The following is a 20,125-nucleotide window of genomic DNA, read 5'->3' as shown; positions in this document are numbered from 1 at the left end:
TATTTAGTGCTGATTTTCCTTCATTTTTAATGTCAAAGTCATTTACTCGCTCAATTTACAAAATACGCGTTAATCGCCACTATTATCACTTTTACATGCTTTAAGAGATATGCTATTGCCGGCAGTAAACTGAGAAAGCTGGCAATCCGTCATAACACCTCTCTTATGAAAAAAATAAACACACTAGCAGGAATTAGCCTCATCGTTACTAGCCTATCAATACTGTTTTTAGATTAGCCCCATCCACAAATAATAATAATTATCATTTACAAATGTTACAATATAACATACTATTCCTGCTACTATTAACCCGTTACGAAAATTAGATAATTATGAAACCAAACATTCACCCTGAATACCGAGACGTTGTCTTCCACGATACGACAGCCGACACTTATTTTGTTATAGGCTCAACGTTAAAAACCGAAAGAACGGTTGAGTACCAAGGAAAAACTTACCCTTATATGACTATCGACGTTTCTAGCGCGTCTCACCCCTACTACACAGGTAAACAGAAAGTCGCGAAAAATGATGGCCGTATTGCTAAATTCAATAAGCGCTTTAGCATGGGCGGTAAAAAGTAATGCAGGTATTAAGCTCACTAAAAAGTGCTAAAACTCGTCACCCTGATTGCCAAGTCGTGCGCCGTCGAGGAAAAGTCTACGTTATTTGTAAATCAAACCCGCGATTTAAAGCGGTACAAGGCAAAAAAAGTAAAAAGTAAATTGTCACTCTGGACATATAGAAGCTAAGGACAGCAACTATATGTCTTTTTCTTAACTTATGATTGGAAACGATAAATCGACCCAAGAGCCAAAATTTGCGTTAATTGATCGAGTGCTTCTCTTGATTCCATTAATAACAGCGGATCACGCAAATCGTCCACCGTTAGCCTATCCCTATAATGCTTCTCTACCCAAGTCACCAAACGACTGTATAAAACATCCGTTAAGATACATTTTTCGTTTACTGCCTCTAATTCTTGAGACTGTAAGGCGACTCTCAATCGAAGACAAGCTGGCCCACCACCATTTTTCATGCTTTCATTTACGTCAAAATAGTGTATTTCTTTTATAGGATTTTCAGCGGCTTTTAATGTTTCTAGAAAATCAAATACAGCATTGTTTTCTCTGCAATGCATGGGAGCAATAATTGCCATATCTTGTTTGTTCAAAGAAACGATCTGTGAGTTAAACAGGTAACTATTTACTGCATCTTCTATAGACACTTGTTCGCTCGTCACCTCCAATAAATAAAGCTGTGAGGACGAAAGTTTATCGCTTAATTTCTGTTTAAAGTTCTTGGTATCTAAATAAGCTTGCTCATGAAATAACAACAGGTTTTTATTACCAACAGCAATCACGTCATTATGAAAAACACCTTGATCTATCACCTCAGGGTTTTGTTGAACAAAAATAGTGTTTTCTTTTGGTAACTGGTGGAGCCTGGCAATAGCCTGGCTTGCCTCTAGTGTTTGGCGGGCAGGATATTTAACAGGCTTTCCTACGTCTCGATTAAAGGCAGATCGACCGTAAGTGAATATTTCTACCCCTTCCTCCCCATAATCAGAACAAAGTCGTGTGTGATTAGCCGCGCCTTCATCACCAAAGTGTTCGTTATCATTTAAATGTTGATGGTGCTTAAAAAAGTTATCATCAGAAAATACAGCTCTTAACATTCTACTTGTTGTTAGCGGCTCTAATGAACGGTGAAACTTATTTGCTAAATTTGCCGCGGTAAAATGCACTTTTGAGTCGCGCGTGTCAGCAGATGGAGACACCGTAGCGGCATTTGCGGTCCACATTGATGAGGCTGAACAACATGCCGCCAGCAATGCTGGAGATACATTAAATGCAGCCTGCAAAACCTGTGCGTTACTACCTGAAAAGCCTAGCCTTCTCAAAGCATAAATATCAGGCCGTTCTTGCGGCGCAAAAACACCTTGCACAAGCCCTAAGTCGTGCATTGCTTTCATTTTCGCCAGGCCTTGAAGTGCCGCTTGCTTAGGGTTTGACACCGCTTTAGCATTTGCCAAAGAAGCCACATTTCCTTCAGATAGCCCTGCATAGTTATGAGTTGGACCTACTAAACCATCAAAATTTACTTCAACGCTTGTCATTTTTTGCTCTTTATTAATTTAATTCGATAACAGATAAGCAAAAACTCTTCCTAAAAGAACTTAATATAACAATTTCAATAAGATAATAATGAATGCCGCTTCTTCTTACAGCTTTACTGCACTAAGTTGGTGCGCTTGTATTAACTATATTGATGCAGCGTTTACGAGAATATTTTTACTTTTACACTAAGATTAGGAAAGAGTTGTTTTCTATATAGTAAATAATTCTTATTAAGCTTTAATGTGTGATATACCTTAACGCAATTACCTGCTAAAATTCGCGTCAACTCAAGGGGTGCTGAAACGGCTTTCGGCTGAGATGTTTTTATAAACAAACCCTGATATTGGTTAATTGCATGATTACCAATATTGAACCTGATCTGGATAATGCCAGCGTAGGAATGATAGACATTTTAGTTCAATACAAATTACGTCATTTATGTGCTGGTAAATTATTATTTTTATTATTACGAGTACACAATGTCATTTAAACAAACTGCCCTTTCCCTTGCTATTTTAGCGAGCCTTTCTCCTATTGCATTTGCACAAGACTCGCAAACAGACGATATCGAAGTTATTGAAGTAACGGGTGACTTTCGTGCGACCAATATCAACAAAAGCACAGCATCTGTTAGCCTATTAACAGAGCAAGAAATATTAAAACGCAATGCGCAAAACTTAGAAGAAGTTATCGCGATAGCACCTAACGTTAACTTTGCCAGTGGCTCACAGCGTGCTCGCTATTATCAAATTCGTGGTATTGGTGAACGTAGCCAATTTCAAGAGCCTATTAACCCGTCAGTTGGTGTTATTATCGACGATGTTGACTTTACCGGTATTGGCAGTATTTCGTCGATGTTTGATGTGCAACAAGCGGAAATATTCCGAGGCCCTCAAGGTACAAGATTCGGTGCCAACGCTCTTGCAGGTGTTGTTAATATCACGACAAAAAAACCAAGTGATAGCTTTGAAGGACAAGTAAAAGCGACTGCTGGTAACTATGATAGCTATGGTTTGGGATTAGTACTTTCTGGTCCAGCAAGTGAAAAAGTTAACTATCGCTTTGCCGCAGAACAATACAAAAGCGATGGCTTCATTAATAATCTTTATTTAGACGCTGATGATACTAACAATCGCGATGAATTAAGCCTACGTGGTAAATTAGCGATCGAGTTATCATCAGATTTATTTCTTGATGTTACATTAATGCATTTTGACTTTGACAACGGCTACGACGCATTTTCATTAGATAACAACCGTAATACCTACTCAGATCAACCAGGATTTGATACGCAAGAAACATCAGCTATTGCAACAACATTCACTTATACAACGTTAGAATCAGCCGACATTAAGGTTATCTCGAGCTTTGCAGATAGCGACTTATCTTACGGCTTTGATGAAGATTGGGCTTATGGTGAATATGAATGGCGTTCAGATGATCCTGAGTACACACCAGATCCTTGCATTACACCAACAGGCTGTTTAGCAGAATTCGACGGTTATTCATCTACAGACCATTATTATCGAGATAAGCAAACTGCAACCATTGAAGTTCGAGCAACCTCAAAAGAAAACAGCAGAATCTTCAGTCAAACAACCTCCTGGGTTGCCGGTGTTTACTACAAACAAGATGACAGTGACTTAGAGCGATTTTACACTTGGGAAGATGATTTCGTATCAGCTTTTGATACGTCAACACTTGCTGCTTACGCCGAACTTGCAACAGAACTAAACCAAAAGTTGACGTTAACTTCTGGCCTTCGTGTCGAAAAAAGAGACGCGGATTATAGTAACTCCAATGATTTTAGTGCAGATCCTTCAGATACCATGTTTGGCGGAAAGCTAGTGCTAGATTATCAATTATCTTCTTCTGAACTTGTTTTCGCTTCTATCAACAGAGGTTACAAAGCGGGCGGTGTAAACACCAGTGGTACCCTAACCGATGAACAGCGTGAATTTGATCCAGAATACGTTTGGAACTATGAGCTAGGCTATAAAGCAACTTTTGCTGAAAATGCAGGTTACTTGCGTGCAGTCGCTTTCTATATGGACAGAAAAGACATGCAAGTTAAGATTGGTTTCCCGCTGTCTGGTGCCACTGAATTCATTAGCTATTTAGATAACGCGTCGAGCGGCACAAATTCGGGTATCGAAATTGAATCAGGTTGGCAATTATCTGATAACCTTGAGGTATACGGGTCATTTGGCTTATTAAATTCTGAATATGAGTCATTCAGTTATGAATCAAAAGACGGCACAGTCACACTATCAGGAAGAGATCAGGCGCATGCCCCATCATATCAGTTTAACCTAGGCCTTAACTACTTTATCTCTGACGCTTGGATCTTCAATATCTCCGTTGATGGAAAAGATGAATTCTATTTCTCTGATAGCCATGACCAAAAATCTGAAGCCGTAGAGTTAGTCAATGCATCTTTAGCGTACAGACAAGATAACTGGGACATTACTATTTGGGGCCGTAACTTAACAGATGAAGACTATCAAACTCGAGGTTTCTATTTTGGTAACGACCCTCGTGATGGGTATACTGATAAAGCATACTATCAATTAGGTGAGCCAGCAGTATTCGGTGTTACCGCCAACTACCACTTTTAATTAAGGTACTTTTATCATGCACATTTCTATTGAGTTAAGCTTATATCCATTAGCAAATGATAAATACAAAGATGATATCTGGGCGTTTATCAAAAGGCTAAGAGGTGTAGAAGGCTTGCGTGTCGTCACTAGCGGTATGAGTACCCAAGTGTTTGGTGACTATGATCTCGCGATGACCCAGGTCATGGCTGAAATGAAACGTGTGCATGAAACAGTGGGTGAAGCGGTCTTTGTCTGTAAATTTATCGGCAGTGATCGCTCTCACCTTTTAAATGATGAGTAGTACCAGTTATGTTTAGTGACGCTTTTAATTATTTCGCCAATACCAGTATTGCGGAAATATTCGCCGTTATCACTGCCCTAGCCTATGTTATTTTAGCTGCACGTGGCAGCTTGTGGTGTTGGCCAGCAGCGATGATAAGCACAGTGCTATATACCGTAATTTTCTACGAATATTACCTGTGGTCTGACAGTGCGCTGCAAGTTTACTATTTTGCTATGGCAGTTTTTGGCTGGGTTAACTGGCAAAGAAACAAACAAAAGCAACAAAGTGATCAGATTGAAATAGAGACATATTCCGCTAGTTTCCACCTTAAAGCCATTGGTGTACTGAGTGTTTTATCTATAGCTTTAGGTATGTTAATGGATAACTTTACCCCTACACACTTCCCGTACCTAGATGCAGCAACAACCGTATTCGCTGTCTTTGCTACTTACCTAGTTGCGAAGCGCGTATTGGAAAACTGGCTCTATTGGATCATTATTGATTTAGTATCGATTTACCTTTATCACGCCAAAGAGCTAAACCCAACAGCAGTATTATTTATGCTATATGTCGTGCTTGCGACAGTTGCTTATTTTTCTTGGCGCAAAGCGTTTCTTGCGCAATCGCCAGAGCCTAAATTAGCACAAACAGCTTAAATGAAAATTTTCGTTATCGCACAAGAATGCTAAGCAAAAAGATGGCGGCAAATATCAAAGCATTGCTGAAAAACCTTGGCTTAAATGCCCAAGAAATTAACACCATCAGCAAAACAACTGAAGGGTTAAGTCAGCAATGCTTTCTCGTAAAGTTAGTCAGAGTAATTGAACTGCAACACCCGAGAATAAAGTTACCCACGCAGTTTGTTATTAAAGTATTTAACAGCCAGCAAAGTTATACCAATGAGTTGATTGCATTGAATGCACTCTCACACAAAGGATTCGCTCCCCGTTTAATTCATGCGAGAGAATTCCAAGAGGTTCAATTTATTTTAATGGCTCATTTGCAGGGAATTTCTCTTGCTAGTAGCCCCATTAACTCGACAAAAAAACTAAAAAAAAGTTTAGCTTTAATGGCTAAGTTTCATCATTTTTTCACGCTTGTAATACAAAAAAGTCAGCTTGGTTCGGTAACACCAGTTGATTTCCAAACACTGTTTCAATCATTAATAAATGACGCAAAATTAGACGAGCCTTTTAAACATCAAGTGCAAGAAACGGTTGATAGAGTACTTATCCAGCTGGCTGAGCTCGTTAACCCAGCCAATTCATTAGCCATTTGTCACGGCGACTTTAACTTCAGTAATATTTTATTTAATAAGCAAACTGATTTTATACTCGATTTTGAGTGTTTATCTCGAATGCCTAGAGAGTATGATATTGCCATGATGCTCGCGGTAAATGAAATACCTTTTAGCGAAGTTAATAATGCGAGAAGCATTTATCAAAATGCATTTAATGTTCTTTCAAACGAAGCAACATCACTTTGCAACCACAAGATAAATATCTATTACCAAGCGTCTGCATTAATAAACGCTCTTTGGTACTTTACTAGGTACCTTGAAACGGATTCGATAATTTTCAAGACTAAATCGGATTTACAATTCAACTTACTAATTGATATTACAAAGTAAAATAAAACGTTTCTCTTTCGCAAACACCTCTTTTAAAAGCTATTTCTGTTAGGCCGCATCTACAAGATGAAAGGGAAAAGCATGCGTTTGAATCAATGCTTGCAGATCATCAAAACCGCCGATATGGGTATCACCAACAAAAATTTGCGGTACAGTTTTTCGACCACTTCTTTTTACCATGTTGGAAAACTCCTTTGCATTGTCGGTCACTTCAATTTCTGTAAATGGCAAACCTTTGGCATTTAGCAAGGACTTAGCAGCCTTACAGTAAGGGCAATAATCTTTGTGATAAACCGTTATATTAGACATAGTTAACCTCGCTTGAGTCAGTTTGTGATAGACACTATACTGCCTTAACGTCACAATACTTGTATCTCATTTACCAGAAGTCATGTCCGAAATACCGAATATCTATTTGGATAGCCCAGATCCTCTTAGCGTTTTGCTGACAAAATTAAGTTTGCGAGCTGAAGTCTATGTCGATGGTAATTTTTGTGGAACTTGGGCAGTTGATACTGCAGGTAGCAAACGCATTCCTTTCCACTTAATAGGTGAAGGAAGTGCATGGCTTCATCAAGAAGGTCAAAAAACTACTAAGCTATCTAAACATGATTTAGTGATATTTCCTCATGATTCACACCATGTTGTGTCTAGTTCAGAAGACAAACCTTCTCCTGAAATTGTCAATCAGCCAATGAGTAATGACGGTGACATTACTCACATGATTTGCGGATTTTTTGAATTTGAGAATCCAGCTTTCTTCCCCATTCTTGACGCCTTACCTCAAACGATGGTGCTTAAGTCAGATGGGGCTAGCAAAGACGACCGCCTAACGTTTTTAATAGTGCAGATTCTGAAAGAGTTAAGCGACAAGCGACCAGGGTTTTATCGGGTTATTGATCAGCTTGCCTTCTTATTGTTTATTGAAGCACTGCGAAATCAGCTTGAGAACGGTACACTTGGCGAAGGACTATTAACGGCATTGTTTGATACTAAACTGGGCAAGGCACTAAATGCTATTCATCAACAGCCAGAATTCGCGTGGACGTTAGACTCTTTAGCAGAAAAAGCCTTAATGAGTCGCTCTAGTTTATCCGATGCTTTTCGACAACATATGGGTGAAAGCCCGATGCGCTACTTAACTAAATGGCGAATGAATGAAGCTAAGCAAATGCTAAAAACAACCCAGCTTTCTGTGGCGCAAATTGCTGATAAAAGTGGCTATGAATCAGAAGCTGCATTTAGAAAGGCATATAAGAATACACTTGGCGAACCACCCGGTGCGGTTAGAGCGAGCAAAACTTAGTATAAAGTGATACAGCATTAACTTGGTCAATCAAGCTCAATTCAATTGTTACTAGCGATACAGTGCTTGTCGGTTCGACTAAAATAGAATCTTTGCGAAATTGTCACTTCAAAAACGCGCATCAATGAGCGATATTGCACTCAAACTAACTAAGTAATACCCACAAAATACCACTAACCCTCTGTTAACATTAACAATTACGATATTGGCATCAATTTTTCTTATCTATGTTCGTAAATGAAAATTAGCGGAGTATTTATGAAACTCGACGTGTCGGTGTCAACAAAACAAAGATCTTGGCGATCATATAGCCGTTTGGGAGTTGCCATAGCAGCACTCTTATTACTGCTTTGTTTCGTCCTTCTTCCAATAGAGCCTTCTATCGAAGAAAACATGATTCAAACGGTGGAAGTGAAAGAAGGAGAACTAAATGTTACCGCAAACGTTTTCGGCCGTTACGCATCTCAGTTCGAAAGGCTCGTCAGTGCACCTAGCCTAGGGCAAATAAATGAGATTTACGTTCGTGCTGGAGACGATGTAACAGAAGATACGGTAATCGCGATATTATCAAATCCCGATCTTGAGCAGGAATACTTTTCCGAGAAATCTACGTTAGAGCAAATCAAAAACGAACATGATGTTGCCGAGTTTCGCCGACAAAGTGCTGCGTTAGCATTTCAGGCAGAGTTAGCGGATCTTGAAAGCCAGTTAGCCGTAGCTGAAATGGATGTCAGTGTTAATAAACAATTGATTGATAAAGGGATAGCTGCCAAGTTAGATCTTGAAAAAGCGTTACTTACTCAAGAATTAGTCATTAAGAAATTGGATTTCGCTAAGTTTCGTTATAGTAAGCTAATTGAAATGCACAAGCTCGAAAAAAAACAGAGTGATATTCTGCTTAGTCAGCAAGTTCAAAGAACTAACCTAATTGAAAACAAAATCAAGCAATTAACGATTATTGCAGGAATGAAAGGAACGATACAACGACTAGATATAGAGCTTGGTCAACGTGTTGTTCAAGGCGAGCCACTCGCTCGTATTGGCTCACAGTCTGCGCTTATTGCTCGACTCAACATACCGCAACGAATCGCTGAAAAAGTTAATATTGGCAATAGCTTATCTATCAAGCATGATAATTCACAAATATCAGGCAAGATAACGCAACTGAGTTCCGTCGTCGAAAATGGATTTATTATGGCTGAAGCACAACTTGAAGGAGAAATTCCCGTCAATATTCGTCCAGCGCAACCTTTAACAAGTGAGCTCTTTATTAGACACGAACCAAATGCGTTATTTGTTGTGCAACAACCGGGATTTAAACCACAATCATCAAACAGTATTTTTGTTAAAGACCCTGAACAAAAGATAGTGAAAAAAGTACAACTTACGTTTGGTGAGCTCAGTGGTAATAAGCTGCTTGTAGACTCTGGTGCGAAAGCAGGCGATTTGCTAGTCACAAGTGATTTAAGCAAATGGTCTAAACACAGCCAGCTACTGTTAAATTAATCTATAGGAATTGAGACAATGACAACGATTGTAACTATCAAAAACATCAATAAATCTTTTGGCAGTGGTCAAGCAAAAACGGTGGCGCTTAAAAATATAAACTTTTCAATTACTGAGAAAGAATTTATCTCTATCTCTGGCCCATCAGGCTGTGGAAAGTCGACACTACTCAATATTCTAGGTCTGCTAGATACACCTAGTGAAGGGGAATACTTGCTAGCAGGTACAAACACGAACGGCTTGAATGTTGATCAAAGATCACTCGTGAGAAATCGACATATTGGCTACGTATTTCAGTCCTTTAATCTTATTGAGAGTCTTACTGTATTTGACAACGTAGCACTGCCTCTTGAACACAGAAATGCCAGTGAAAGTGATATTCAAGAGAAAGTGATGTCTGCATTGGAAAGTGTAAATATGACTCACCGCGTTAACCATAAACCAACCCAGTTATCTGGTGGACAGCAACAACGCGTTGCCATCGCGCGAGCTATCGTTGGCAATCCAGACCTTTTGTTAGTAGACGAACCGACCGGAAATCTCGACAGTGAAAACGGCGATGCAGTTATGCAATTGCTCAAAAAGCTAAACGATGATGGTGCCACTATTGTGATGGTCACTCATGATGAAAGATACAGCCAAATGGCACAAAGGCAGATCAGGCTATTCGACGGTGAAGTTATTGTTGAACGCCAGCTGGAGGTTGTATGAGATTTTATTTAAGAGCAATTCGCCACGGCTTGGAAAGAATATTTAGCCTACCAAGGTTATCACTGCCTATTGTGGTGACTTTGAGTTTTACCTTAGCAGCGGTATTAACGGTAACCTCTATGGTGAGCAACCTTATGTTAAAACCTTTGCCAGATATCAGCGACGAACACAATTTATACCGACTAAGCTACAACATAAAAATGTCGGACGAATTAGATGTCGCTATATTTACAGAGCAGCGCATAGCTGCACTTAGCCAACAATACAAAGGGCTTGGTGAATTTAGTACCTATCACGCAAGAGAACGTGAGCTTGATATTTCAGGCAATATTTATACGGCAACTCGCCTGCGCGCATCCCTTAATTTTCTTGATAACGTTACCCGCCTTTCCGTATTAACTGGCGAGTCTCCTAATGTAAATAACCTAACCAATAGCGTTTGGATAAGTGAAAGTTTATGGAAAACAGCGTTTAAACAAAGTGAAAATGTTATTGGGCAAACCATTGTTCTTGAAGAGAATACCTACCAAATACGGGGCGTTATCGAGGACTTTTCATCTTTTAAAAGTTTTGATAAAAAGCACCCGCAACAAGTTTGGCGATTTTTAGATTCATCCCCCCTATTAGGCGAAGCTGACACAGGCTTTTTTGGTGGGCTGTTGACTATTTTATATCGAACGCAAAGTACTCAAAGCCAAGGATTAGTTAAAGAAGATATAGAAAGCTTTTGGCGCAACTATTTAAAGAATCATACCGAGCTTAATAACTTGGCTAGATTTACTGAAAACACACCAATTATTTTTGCTTTTGAATCATACCGAAGCGATCTCATGGGTGACCAAAATGTGATGGTGTTTATTCTACTGGCAACCGTTTTAGCCTTGTTGTTAATGGCGTGCTTAAACTTACTCAACTTATTTATGTCCCATTACCAGCAACGCAGTGCTGAATTTGGCACCCAAATCTTTTTGGGAGCAAACATGCGCAAGCTTAGAGTAATGATGGTACTTGAAAACACCCCTATCTTTCTAAGTGCAGCAATAATAGGTGCTATCGGAGCGGCTTGGGTAATTAGGCTGTTACCGCAAATCTCCGGTGGAAATATCGCCCTTTTAGAACTCATTCATATCGATAGTTTTACTGTTGCGACAGGCATAAGCTTAGTGTTATTGGTAAATATCGCTTTTACCTACCTCACCAGTATGCAGTTTGACAATCAACAACTATTAACCCAACTCAACTCAGGTAATAAAGGCATAAAAAGTGGTCGCATGGGATTGTTGCCTAAAGCTTTATTTGTTGCGCAAATTACTTCAGCCGTGGTGATACTAACCGGTAGCGCGATGCTTGCACAACACGCTCTCAAGAAGTTAACCATTGAGCTTGGTTTTGATATGGGAAATGCCGCGGTTGCTGTTGTTGAACTAGAGGGTGAAGTCTCAGCTCTCCCTGAAGATGAAAAACAACGCGCCGAAGAATTGTTTAAACGATCTCAACAAAACTTAAATGAACACAGGCAGCTTGCACTATCATTAAATAGAGCATACCCCAACATTCACGTGATAGACAGCCAAGATGAACCCTTTGGATTGATGCTACCACTAGCCTCAGCGCAAAATCCAGCAAGCGATGAAACGGTTTCCTTTGGCACAAGAAATATTGCTCCTGACTATTGGGAAGCTTTTAACATCAACTTATTGTTTGGTCGAAACATGAGCCAAGATGAATTTATCAATGGGGCTAACGTTGCCTTGATAAACATTGCTTTAGCCGAGTTAATATCAACAAACGATGATCCTAAAAGCGTTATCGGCACTGAGTTTTATGGCCAACAAATTATCGGTATTGTCGCTAACAACTACGACATTATGGAGCGTTCTGGTGCTGGTCATCCCACTATATTTTACACATTTCGAAATACATCTTTATTTGTCAGACTTGTCATGCAACTTCCACAAGGTGCCACCTATGACGCACAAGGTATAATCGATACATTATCGAAGGCTTATCCTCACGTAAAAAACGTGAGATTTACTCAACTGAACCAGTATTGGCATGATGCAAATCAAGACGAAAGAATTCAGTTTTATTTCATCGCTTGTATCGCTTTTCTCACTTTGGTTCTGGCGTCATTAGGTAGTATTGGCATGGCAACAAACTACACTGAAATTAAGCGTTTTGAATTAGCAATACGTATGGCAACGGGATCTCCGCGAATAAAGCTACTACTAAAGTCAGTTGCTTCTTTTAAAAACTTGCTAGCATCTTCATTTATCGCCTCTGGTGTAATAGCCCCATGTCTATATCTTTATTTGCAAAAAGACTACCCAAGTTTACCGGAGTTTTCATGGCCATCATTGGCAATATTCTACGCGCTATTAATAAGTTTAGTGCTAGCTTCGGTAATTTTGGTAATATGGCGAATAATCAACAAAGACCCAATGCGCGCGTTAAGAAACACCTAAAAATACTCGCTAAACCGTGAGCACTGGTTGTTCATGGTTTAGCCCCAATAAATTTATGACTAAAAAAAGTATACTTGTAGTAGATGATCACGACGATATACGCTTAGCCCTGAGTGTTTTGCTAAAGCAAGCAGGCTTTGAGGTTATTGAAGCAATAAGCCCTTTTGAATGTGAGCGAATATTAGAGCAAAAAACACCGTCTCTTATATTACTCGACATGAACTTTTCTCGAGATACCACCTCTGGAAAAGAAGGTCTTAGCTTGCTTAACAAAATAAAAGTGTTTGACGTGCCAGTGATTCTAATGACAGCTTGGTCTCACGCAGATCTTATTGTAGAAGGTATTAAACTTGGCGCTGTCGATTTTATTGAAAAGCCATGGAATAAAACATCGCTTATCAACAAAATCAAAAGTCAGGCTTTAGTGACCGATACGCCAAAAGCCAACAATGAGTGGATCGCCAGCTCTGCTGAAATGCAAACACTAGAGCAACGCATTCAGCAATTTGCAGCCACGGATGCCAACGTCCTTATTCTCGGTGAAAATGGGACAGGTAAATCGCTACTTGCCAAAAGAATTCATCAGCTAAGTCATCGAAAAGGCAAACCATTTGTCTCAATGAACATGGCTGCCATACCCGACTCGCTATTTGAAAGTGAGCTTTTTGGCCATCGCCGTGGCGCTTTTACCGATGCAAAACAAGACCGACAAGGCGTGTTTTCACGTGCTAGTGGCGGCACTCTATTCATGGACGAAATTGGCACATTACCATTAAATTCCCAACCCAAATTACTTCAAGTACTTGAAACGGGCGAATTCATCGCATTAGGCGCTGATAAAAGCGAATCAGCTGACGTAAGGTTAATTGCTGCAACTAACCAAGACTTAGCAAAAGCCATTAACCAAGGAAGCTTTCGACAAGACCTGTATTACCGCCTTAACACCTTTGTTATCAATATACCCGCTTTAAGGCAAAGAAAAGAAGACATCCCCAAACTTGCTGCGCAATTCATCAGTAATTTTGCCGCCAAATACAAGAAGCAAGCACTATCTATTGGTGAACAAGCACTAGAGAAACTATTAGCACATCATTGGCCGGGTAATATCCGCGAATTAAGCCATGTTATGGAACGCGCGGTATTAATTTCAAATGATAAGGTTATCGCTACCAAAGACATTTTGATCGACTCGCCTGCTAATATCAGCGACTCCTTATCAGACTTAACGCTAGAGCAGCTTGAAAAACAAAGAATAAGCGAATCACTTAATGCGCACCATGGCAAAATAACCGCTGCCGCTCAGGAGCTGGGCATCTCCCGACATGCTTTAGCAAGAAGAATGGATAAATATAAGTTAGAAGGTGTTGATGAATAACGAGCTCAATTTACAGGTAAAGCACATTAAAATTGTTATCTCAGTTTTAGTGTTATTAGTAAGTATTACCACCTGGCTAAGCTTATCTCATCTTCTTTCAGATCAATTAACATCGGCAACTTTTTCCATCGCGCTTATTTATGGTTACCTCTACCTTGCCTATATCGCTTTTAATAAACTCAATACGACGCTAACGGCGACCTACTCCTCAAAAGCTCCAACAAACACCCCACGATACAATAACGAAGAAAAAAGAGATAGAAAACAAGTATCCACAAGTGATCTCGCACAAGATAAATCCAAGCAAATTCTTGATGAAGTATTTCAATCCTGGCCACACCCAATAGCAATTTTTAACCGCAACAAAGAATTAACGTTTTTTAACCGCGCTATGTATAAACAGCTAAACTTCCCTCTGTGTTTGGGTAGCTCAATGCCTGAGTGTGGCTTTATCAAGGTAGATAAAAAATGGGGTCACCCTAATTTAAGTGACCAATGGAAAGTTGATTGTTTTTCTATTTACGCAAACCAATCCACCTTAATTTCCGCCAGCAATATTGGTGAACATATACAATCGGCGAAGCGTGCATCTCAACGAGACCTTATTCGTATTTTTACCCATGAATTGAACAACTCACTTACGCCGATATCTTCGTTAGTTGATAGCATGCTAAGCGGCCCCATTGATGAAGCCGACAGCAACACTATACTGCAAAGAATAAAAACACGTAGTGAAAGCTTACTGTACTTTGTTAAAAGCTATGCTCAGTTGAGCCGATTACCGACACCAGAAGCAATAGAATTCAATTTAAAAGAAATGTCGCAAACTAACGCAACTGAACTAGGCATTTCTCTCGTATTCAAAGGCAATATCAATTTCTATGCAGATCCTGTATTGACTGAACAGCTACTGATTAATTTATTTAAAAATGCACAAGAAGCCATAGGTTCAAATTGCGAAGTAACTATTGTTAGTGAACAAAAAGGAGAGCAGCAACACTTAACGATTTCCGATAACGGTCCAGGCTTTGCTAATTTAGCCAACGCGTTAACGCCCTTATATACAACAAAAACAGAAGGACAAGGCCTAGGACTTTCTTTTTGTGAAGAAATCGTTATTAGCCACGGCGGCACAATAAAGCTCTATAACAACCACGGAGCTAACATAGCGATCAACATAAAACGAAAAGCACTAAAAAATTAAAAAGGGGCAAAAATAGCGAGGCACGAGCTAAGCCCGCAGCTTTTAGTCCAATTGATTTGCTTGTTAGCTTTCAGACCATACTCGGTCAGTTAATTTTTCTATAACAATAAGTATTTTATCTGCAGATTCTAACTCGGCGTTTGAACTAATAGCGTTGAACATTGTTAAGTAAAGCTTTTGAGATATAGGTTCATCTTCTAAAGAGCTTACAATCTCTTCGTGAATTATATTAATTTCGTCTAAATTTTGATTGTAAATCTTCACGAATTGCTCATCGATGTTTAACCGTTGTGCATCTTTTGAATCAATAGTTATAAAACTTATTCTTTGAAGTTTCTTGAGGGCACCAAACTCAAGATTAACTTGAGCGGCAGAATCGCTTGTATTTCCAGAAATAGTATCTTCAAGTGATATATACTTTTTTAGTTCACTACCGTCGTTGTATTGGATAGAGAGTTCTAGATCGACGTTTCTTGTAGTATTCAAAGAGATCAGTATTCTCTCTGCATCTTTTGGTTTAACTAAGTGAGAAACATTCAGAGATTTGGTTTCACCAATTTTTAAATCATCAATAGAAATTTCATAAATTGCAGATGGATTGATTATTGGTAGAAATATCCCCTTATCCTGCTTTAAGGTTAGCGATAAACGACTTACCACAATAGCGTCTTGGGATTTATTGCGTAATACAATATCAAGCTCAAAGTCATCTGTTAACCTGATTGTAGATATTTCAAGGGAATCACTTCCGATGCCATCCACTACTTTATCAATATTAATGAATGCAGAACTAAGCGACCCTATGGCAACTATTGCTATTCCCAAAAAAATAATCCATGACCAGACAGGATGATTCTTAAACCATGAAATTTTTTCGTCAACTTTATTGCTATCATTCATCAGAATTACTCTCTAAGAAAGCTAACGCCCTAATAAGGGGCTGATAAATTCTTGGCTAAACTTGTGTAACGATGCGGAACTGAGCCAAACTTTAGCAGTCCCGCACTTAATTTGCTTGTTATATGTAATTTAACTCAAACCAGAATCTATTTCGAATTGCTTGTTATCTAGTAAAATATCACCTTTTTGGAATTCACGTTCAATTGTCGGTAAAGTTTTAAATAGTTTTATTAAAACAATGCAAAGATTGAATAGTGCAAAGAGAGTTAAAACAATTTGTTCAGGGCTAGTATTAACGGAAGTTACGGAATGAGTGAAATGGCAAATTGTATTAGTACTAGACGCTAATGCTGCCAACCCAAAAAGCATACTCAAAATAAAATGCAATGCAATTGACTTCACGATTGTAACTCCTTTGCATATAACGCCCCATATAAGGGGCTGATAAATGCTTGGCTAAAATTAGCGACGAAGGAGCGCAAGCTAAGCTTTTTGCGTCCTTTCTTGACGGCTTTGTTATGTGATTTTAATACAGCAGGTCAGCGTACTTATCTGGTAGAACCGCAAACTCTCCCCAGCCTACACCTTCTATCGACAATCCAATCCCACTTTCTGTAACCGTACCAAACATAATTACAATTTTTCCTTTGGCATTATCGTCAATACCATGGTCTCTCGAAATTTCATCTGTAGCCTTAAGGCAAAAATCCACATACTCACCTCTAGGGTATTCAAACATTGTTTGCCTAATGTTCTGTGGGGTTGGGCCGCAATTCCACGACCGACTCACTTTCGCAAAATAGAACTTTGGAACTTCATCTGTTTCTGTAACATTTCTAATATCAACCAAAAGGTTATTAAGTTGAATTGCGTTTTTTCTACCAGGAAGATGAAAATACTTATATAGGTTTTTATTAAAATTCCGACAAAGCCCTCTCACAGTGGTGATTCGTGAGGGTAAGCTAAAAGTTTCGCCATTATGCCTACCGATAGGAACTTCTGCCAAGTCTCCATCAACGTCTTCCACTGGTTCACCTTGATATTGCTGCGGGTTATCAATTTTAGGAGGTTTTGGTTTTTCCTTCATAAAACCTTTTACCACTACCAGTTCTTCATCCTCTATAGCTTTCTTGGCGATTTCTTCAGAGTCGTAACGCTTTCCCGGTGCTTTTTTAACTCTCAAACTACATGTAGACTGGTGTTTTCGACTATGGGCATAAAATGCTTTTCTGCCATTGGTATCATAGTCTTTCTCCTCTGGAGATCGAAATAAACCGGCACTGCATTCAGGACAAAAAATATGCCCTTTCATATCCTTTGTGTATTCCGTGGTAGTTACTTCAACACCATCTTTTTTTAAGACTTTTTTATCACCTGTCTCAAAGTCCCAATCTTCAAGATATAGTGCAAATTTTATTTGATTGTTATCTTCCATAAATTTAACTCCAATCTTCCAGAATCACATAACGCCCCAATAAGGGGCTGATAATGCTTGGCTAAACTTGTGTAGCGAAGCGGAACCGAGCCAAGCTTTAGCAGTCCCGTCACTTTATTGGCTTGTTATAAAGCCCTTACTACCCAAACCATCTTTGATTCATTTTTAACAGAAACTCTTTAGATAAATCAAATCCTTGAGCACTTCCAAGTACAGAGTCAATGCCACATTTAGGACAAAGTGCTGTTGAGTCATTTTGATCAACCCACTCATTAATTGACTTAAAAGGAAATGTTGCTAGGCAATAAAAGCATGCACAAAAGTCACTTTCTTCTAGCTTTTCTCTATTGAGTATCGACTTTTTATGAGCTTTTTCTAATTCAGAGTCAAAAAACACTGTGCTCTTCCTTGGCTTTATAACGCCCCAATAAGGGGCTGATAAATGCTTGGCTATACTGTGAAGCGGAGCGGAACTGAGCCAAGCTTTAGCAGTCCCGCACTTGATTGGCTTGTTAGGTTTTATCATGCTCCTTAGTGAACAGCAGATTTAATAACGTACCAGTTTCCGTTCTTCTTATATAATCCCATTTCGATAACTGCATCGCGTTTTTCGTATATACCTTTCCATACGAATCTAAAAATATCTAAGCCATCGAATTTAGAGTTTCTCAACGAACTTAGAAATTCGTAGCCAGTACTCATGCCATTTCTTTCATGCATACCTTTTATGTCGTCCAAAAAATCTTCTTTGGAAAAGTTTGCTAGATATTTTTCTTCGTAACGCTTGATATATAATTCGAAATTAGCGGTGTCATCCGCTTCTAGCATTTCTTTAAGGTATTTTTCAGCGGTTTCTAACGCTAAAGAAGATTCTGTCATTACTTCATCCTTGTTTCGAATACTTTTTCTAACGGCTACAACCACACCGTATTTAAAACCTAACGCCCGCATAAGGGGCAAAAATTAGTTGGCTATACTTTAGCGAGAGACGAGCGCCGAGCCAACTGGTTTTTGTCCCATTACTTTATGCGCTTGTTATATGTATTATTCGCCGCGCCAAATAAACTCTGCTTCTTGAGTTATTTTATTAAATTCCGTTCTATCAATAGTACCATCAGCTAAACGCTTTTCGGCATCAAGCATTTTGAGGTGATATTCATATTCGATTGCAGCGAGAATATATCCTAATTTCCTTTCCGTTATTTTTTTATTTTTAAAGTGGCTCATTGCCAATTTTTTATTCCATGATTTACCTTCTGGTGGCTCAGGAAGAGTGTAATCTCGATCTAAAGGTAGGACGCCAGAAACTTTATACCCTCTATTAATTAAATCCTTAGCGCACTGATATAACATATAGTCGATAGAGTCTTCTAACCCATAAAAGTGCAGATAATACCCAGCGGTGCACTCACCTACCTCTTTACCATTATCATCAACGAGATGTATTACTCGATTGGAACAGCCAATGATAGATAGGGATAGAAAAAGAAAAATTATTATTTTGGAATACATGCCCCAACCTAAAATACATATAACGCCCACATTAAGGGACTTTTTAGTAGTTTGCTAAAATGTGTAGCGAAGCGGAACCGAGCAAACTGTAAAAAGTCCCGCTTTAATTGCTTGTTATGCGTCTTTTGATACTAATTCTTCGAGTTCAGCTAAAACAGGCTCTATTAAATTACTAGCATACTCACCAGTTCCAGGTACAGTTCGTTTGTTGACCATTAAAGTGGTGTAAGTATCAAGTTTAGAACTTACGGCATTGATTTTAGCTGAGTGAAGCATTAGTTTTGCTTGATCTGCTTGAGCATCAGCAGATTTAGACAACTCACTTCTAGTCATTTCTAATTCTTTACGCTGTAATTCAAGCTCTTTACCCTGCAAAAGTATCGCGTAAATTACACCGCAAAAAGCTAACCCAGAAAATAATGTGTTAACTGCCCCAAACATGTCGCCGAAAGTGCCTCTATCAGCCCAATTCCCAAATTGATTGGCAATAACGTAACCAATTACAATTTGCAAAATAATTACTATCAAAAATAATATGAAAATTCCTTTATGCTTAGACATGATACTCCTTGACGCATAACGCCCGAATAAGAGGCGTATTAAGCTTGGCTATAATCGCGAAGAATGAGCGTCTGCCAAGCATTAAGACGTCCAATTCTTAATTCTCTTGTTATGTTGCTACTTTGAACTTTTCGTATTTTGCAACATGTTCAGGTCGATTCATTAAATTAGCAGCGTTAATCATATGCTCCCAAAACAGGATACCTGGGCTATTGTTGTTTTCCATCACACCATCTAACTCTTCCATAGCTAAACGCAACTCGTTTACCGATAGGTATTGTAAGAAGTCAACTTCGCTGTAGCCAAAATCTGATTCATTTACACCAGAAGGTAAAAGCTTGTATGCCGCAAGTAACTCTCCTGATATTTGCTCCCACTTCTCAGTTATAGTCATGACTTTCCTAGCAACATAACGCCCCAATAAGGGGCTGATAAATGCTTGGCTAAACTGTGTAGCGAAGCGGAACCGAGCCAAGCTTTAGCAGTCCCGTCACTTTATTGGCTTGTTATGTGTAAA

Annotated in this window: 22 protein-coding genes; 12 read left to right on the top strand and 10 right to left on the bottom strand. The window is 39.1% G+C overall.

Translation table 11 applies throughout. The features are described from left to right. Positions 1 to 332: 332 nt before the first annotated feature. Positions 333 to 584: a type B 50S ribosomal protein L31 gene (locus ACOB80_RS19930; RefSeq protein WP_473167636.1), complete on the top strand. Its 252-nt coding sequence runs from the start codon at positions 333 to 335 to the stop codon at positions 582 to 584. Beyond that, complete coding sequence (ykgO, locus tag ACOB80_RS19925; protein ID WP_473167635.1) at positions 584 to 724, top strand: type B 50S ribosomal protein L36; 141 nt, start codon at positions 584 to 586, stop codon at positions 722 to 724. The genes ACOB80_RS19930 and ykgO overlap by 1 nt, the downstream gene beginning before the upstream one ends. A gap of 57 nt (positions 725 to 781) precedes the next feature. Here ykgO and astB read toward each other — a convergent pair whose 3' ends face one another. Then, positions 782 to 2,119 (bottom strand): N-succinylarginine dihydrolase, encoded by a 1,338-nt coding sequence (astB, locus tag ACOB80_RS19920; protein WP_473167634.1) that lies wholly within the window; start codon positions 2,117 to 2,119, stop codon positions 782 to 784. Positions 2,120 to 2,599: 480 nt separating this feature from the next. Here astB and ACOB80_RS19915 point away from each other — a divergent pair, with 480 nt between their 5' ends. The 4 genes from ACOB80_RS19915 to ACOB80_RS19900 are packed head-to-tail and all read left to right on the top strand — an operon-like array spanning position 2,600 to position 6,633. Further along, on the top strand, positions 2,600 to 4,738 hold the full coding sequence (locus ACOB80_RS19915; protein WP_473167633.1) for a TonB-dependent receptor: 2,139 nt from the start codon (positions 2,600 to 2,602) through the stop codon (positions 4,736 to 4,738). Between the two features lie 16 nt (positions 4,739 to 4,754). After that, positions 4,755 to 5,021, top strand: a complete 267-nt coding sequence (locus ACOB80_RS19910; protein ID WP_473167632.1) for a hypothetical protein — start codon at positions 4,755 to 4,757, stop codon at positions 5,019 to 5,021. 8 nt (positions 5,022 to 5,029) lie between these two features. Further along, positions 5,030 to 5,659 carry a nicotinamide riboside transporter PnuC gene (gene pnuC / locus ACOB80_RS19905; RefSeq protein WP_473167631.1) on the top strand — a complete coding sequence of 210 codons (630 nt, stop codon included), beginning with the start codon at positions 5,030 to 5,032 and terminating at the stop codon, positions 5,657 to 5,659. Between the two features lie 41 nt (positions 5,660 to 5,700). Beyond that, entirely contained in the window at positions 5,701 to 6,633 is a 933-nt protein-coding gene (locus ACOB80_RS19900; protein WP_473167630.1) for an aminoglycoside phosphotransferase family protein, read from the top strand. 48 nt (positions 6,634 to 6,681) lie between these two features. On the opposite strand, the gene grxC is transcribed toward ACOB80_RS19900, so the two are convergent. Then, the gene (gene grxC, locus ACOB80_RS19895) at positions 6,682 to 6,942 is read right to left on the bottom strand and encodes a glutaredoxin 3 (protein WP_473167629.1); all 261 of its coding nucleotides are present in this window, start codon (positions 6,940 to 6,942) and stop codon (positions 6,682 to 6,684) included. Positions 6,943 to 7,024: 82 nt separating this feature from the next. Here grxC and ACOB80_RS19890 point away from each other — a divergent pair, with 82 nt between their 5' ends. The 6 genes from ACOB80_RS19890 (at position 7,025) to ACOB80_RS19865 (ending at position 15,200) form a co-directional block, all read left to right on the top strand. Next, positions 7,025 to 7,939: an AraC family transcriptional regulator gene (locus tag ACOB80_RS19890; RefSeq protein ID WP_473167628.1), complete on the top strand. Its 915-nt coding sequence runs from the start codon at positions 7,025 to 7,027 to the stop codon at positions 7,937 to 7,939. Between the two features lie 258 nt (positions 7,940 to 8,197). Then, positions 8,198 to 9,445, top strand: coding sequence for an efflux RND transporter periplasmic adaptor subunit (locus ACOB80_RS19885; protein ID WP_473167627.1), 1,248 nt, complete (start codon positions 8,198 to 8,200; stop codon positions 9,443 to 9,445). Between the two features lie 18 nt (positions 9,446 to 9,463). Beyond that, positions 9,464 to 10,156: an ABC transporter ATP-binding protein gene (locus ACOB80_RS19880; protein WP_473167626.1), complete on the top strand. Its 693-nt coding sequence runs from the start codon at positions 9,464 to 9,466 to the stop codon at positions 10,154 to 10,156. Then, positions 10,153 to 12,621, top strand: a complete 2,469-nt coding sequence (locus tag ACOB80_RS19875; protein ID WP_473167625.1) for an ABC transporter permease — start codon at positions 10,153 to 10,155, stop codon at positions 12,619 to 12,621. The genes ACOB80_RS19880 and ACOB80_RS19875 overlap by 4 nt, the downstream gene beginning before the upstream one ends. 55 nt (positions 12,622 to 12,676) lie before the next feature. Further along, positions 12,677 to 13,996 (top strand): sigma-54-dependent transcriptional regulator, encoded by a 1,320-nt coding sequence (locus ACOB80_RS19870; protein WP_473167624.1) that lies wholly within the window; start codon positions 12,677 to 12,679, stop codon positions 13,994 to 13,996. Next, positions 13,989 to 15,200 carry a sensor histidine kinase gene (locus tag ACOB80_RS19865; RefSeq protein WP_473167623.1) on the top strand — a complete coding sequence of 404 codons (1,212 nt, stop codon included), beginning with the start codon at positions 13,989 to 13,991 and terminating at the stop codon, positions 15,198 to 15,200. Before ACOB80_RS19870 ends, ACOB80_RS19865 begins: the two co-directional genes overlap by 8 nt. 63 nt (positions 15,201 to 15,263) lie before the next feature. Here ACOB80_RS19865 and ACOB80_RS19860 read toward each other — a convergent pair whose 3' ends face one another. From ACOB80_RS19860 to ACOB80_RS19825, 8 genes are all read right to left on the bottom strand, one after another. After that, on the bottom strand, positions 15,264 to 16,100 hold the full coding sequence (locus ACOB80_RS19860; protein ID WP_473167622.1) for a hypothetical protein: 837 nt from the start codon (positions 16,098 to 16,100) through the stop codon (positions 15,264 to 15,266). Between the two features lie 129 nt (positions 16,101 to 16,229). Continuing rightward, positions 16,230 to 16,502 carry a hypothetical protein gene (locus ACOB80_RS19855; protein ID WP_473167621.1) on the bottom strand — a complete coding sequence of 91 codons (273 nt, stop codon included), beginning with the start codon at positions 16,500 to 16,502 and terminating at the stop codon, positions 16,230 to 16,232. Positions 16,503 to 16,626: 124 nt separating this feature from the next. Beyond that, positions 16,627 to 17,535, bottom strand: coding sequence for a hypothetical protein (locus ACOB80_RS19850; protein WP_473167620.1), 909 nt, complete (start codon positions 17,533 to 17,535; stop codon positions 16,627 to 16,629). 139 nt (positions 17,536 to 17,674) lie between these two features. Beyond that, positions 17,675 to 17,932 (bottom strand): hypothetical protein, encoded by a 258-nt coding sequence (locus ACOB80_RS19845; RefSeq protein ID WP_473167619.1) that lies wholly within the window; start codon positions 17,930 to 17,932, stop codon positions 17,675 to 17,677. Between the two features lie 134 nt (positions 17,933 to 18,066). Further along, a complete protein-coding gene (locus ACOB80_RS19840) occupies positions 18,067 to 18,414 on the bottom strand; it encodes a hypothetical protein (protein WP_473167618.1) in 348 nt (115 codons plus the stop codon). Positions 18,415 to 18,579: 165 nt separating this feature from the next. Next, positions 18,580 to 19,047 carry a hypothetical protein gene (locus ACOB80_RS19835; RefSeq protein WP_473167617.1) on the bottom strand — a complete coding sequence of 156 codons (468 nt, stop codon included), beginning with the start codon at positions 19,045 to 19,047 and terminating at the stop codon, positions 18,580 to 18,582. A gap of 114 nt (positions 19,048 to 19,161) precedes the next feature. Beyond that, positions 19,162 to 19,608, bottom strand: coding sequence for a hypothetical protein (locus tag ACOB80_RS19830; protein ID WP_473167616.1), 447 nt, complete (start codon positions 19,606 to 19,608; stop codon positions 19,162 to 19,164). Between the two features lie 109 nt (positions 19,609 to 19,717). Further along, complete coding sequence (locus ACOB80_RS19825; RefSeq protein ID WP_473167615.1) at positions 19,718 to 20,002, bottom strand: hypothetical protein; 285 nt, start codon at positions 20,000 to 20,002, stop codon at positions 19,718 to 19,720. Between the last annotated feature and the right edge of the window lie 123 nt (positions 20,003 to 20,125).

It is taken from the genome of Thalassotalea coralli (genome assembly GCF_055786205.1).
The sequence above is the reverse complement of the archived record's forward strand: the minus strand, read 5'-3'. Positions and strand labels throughout refer to the sequence as shown.

Bases quoted from the DNA above. Each gene is read 5' to 3' on its own strand.
- ACOB80_RS19910 (WP_473167632.1), top strand. From the start codon at position 4,755: ATGCACATTTCTATTGAGTTAAGCTTATATCCATTAGCAAATGATAAA.
- ACOB80_RS19850 (WP_473167620.1), bottom strand. From the start codon at position 17,535: ATGGAAGATAACAATCAAATAAAATTTGCACTATATCTTGAAGATTGG.
- ACOB80_RS19840 (WP_473167618.1), bottom strand. From the start codon at position 18,414: ATGACAGAATCTTCTTTAGCGTTAGAAACCGCTGAAAAATACCTTAAA.
- astB (WP_473167634.1), bottom strand. From the start codon at position 2,119: ATGACAAGCGTTGAAGTAAATTTTGATGGTTTAGTAGGTCCAACTCAT.
- ACOB80_RS19870 (WP_473167624.1), top strand. From the start codon at position 12,677: ATGACTAAAAAAAGTATACTTGTAGTAGATGATCACGACGATATACGC.
- ACOB80_RS19825 (WP_473167615.1), bottom strand. From the start codon at position 20,002: ATGACTATAACTGAGAAGTGGGAGCAAATATCAGGAGAGTTACTTGCG.
- ACOB80_RS19900 (WP_473167630.1), top strand. From the start codon at position 5,701: ATGGCGGCAAATATCAAAGCATTGCTGAAAAACCTTGGCTTAAATGCC.
- grxC (WP_473167629.1), bottom strand. From the start codon at position 6,942: ATGTCTAATATAACGGTTTATCACAAAGATTATTGCCCTTACTGTAAG.
- ACOB80_RS19890 (WP_473167628.1), top strand. From the start codon at position 7,025: ATGTCCGAAATACCGAATATCTATTTGGATAGCCCAGATCCTCTTAGC.
- ACOB80_RS19885 (WP_473167627.1), top strand. From the start codon at position 8,198: ATGAAACTCGACGTGTCGGTGTCAACAAAACAAAGATCTTGGCGATCA.
- ACOB80_RS19860 (WP_473167622.1), bottom strand. From the start codon at position 16,100: ATGAATGATAGCAATAAAGTTGACGAAAAAATTTCATGGTTTAAGAAT.
- ykgO (WP_473167635.1), top strand. From the start codon at position 584: ATGCAGGTATTAAGCTCACTAAAAAGTGCTAAAACTCGTCACCCTGAT.
- pnuC (WP_473167631.1), top strand. From the start codon at position 5,030: ATGTTTAGTGACGCTTTTAATTATTTCGCCAATACCAGTATTGCGGAA.
- ACOB80_RS19875 (WP_473167625.1), top strand. From the start codon at position 10,153: ATGAGATTTTATTTAAGAGCAATTCGCCACGGCTTGGAAAGAATATTT.
- ACOB80_RS19865 (WP_473167623.1), top strand. From the start codon at position 13,989: ATGAATAACGAGCTCAATTTACAGGTAAAGCACATTAAAATTGTTATC.
- ACOB80_RS19830 (WP_473167616.1), bottom strand. From the start codon at position 19,608: ATGTCTAAGCATAAAGGAATTTTCATATTATTTTTGATAGTAATTATT.
- ACOB80_RS19880 (WP_473167626.1), top strand. From the start codon at position 9,464: ATGACAACGATTGTAACTATCAAAAACATCAATAAATCTTTTGGCAGT.
- ACOB80_RS19835 (WP_473167617.1), bottom strand. From the start codon at position 19,047: ATGTATTCCAAAATAATAATTTTTCTTTTTCTATCCCTATCTATCATT.
- ACOB80_RS19930 (WP_473167636.1), top strand. From the start codon at position 333: ATGAAACCAAACATTCACCCTGAATACCGAGACGTTGTCTTCCACGAT.
- ACOB80_RS19915 (WP_473167633.1), top strand. From the start codon at position 2,600: ATGTCATTTAAACAAACTGCCCTTTCCCTTGCTATTTTAGCGAGCCTT.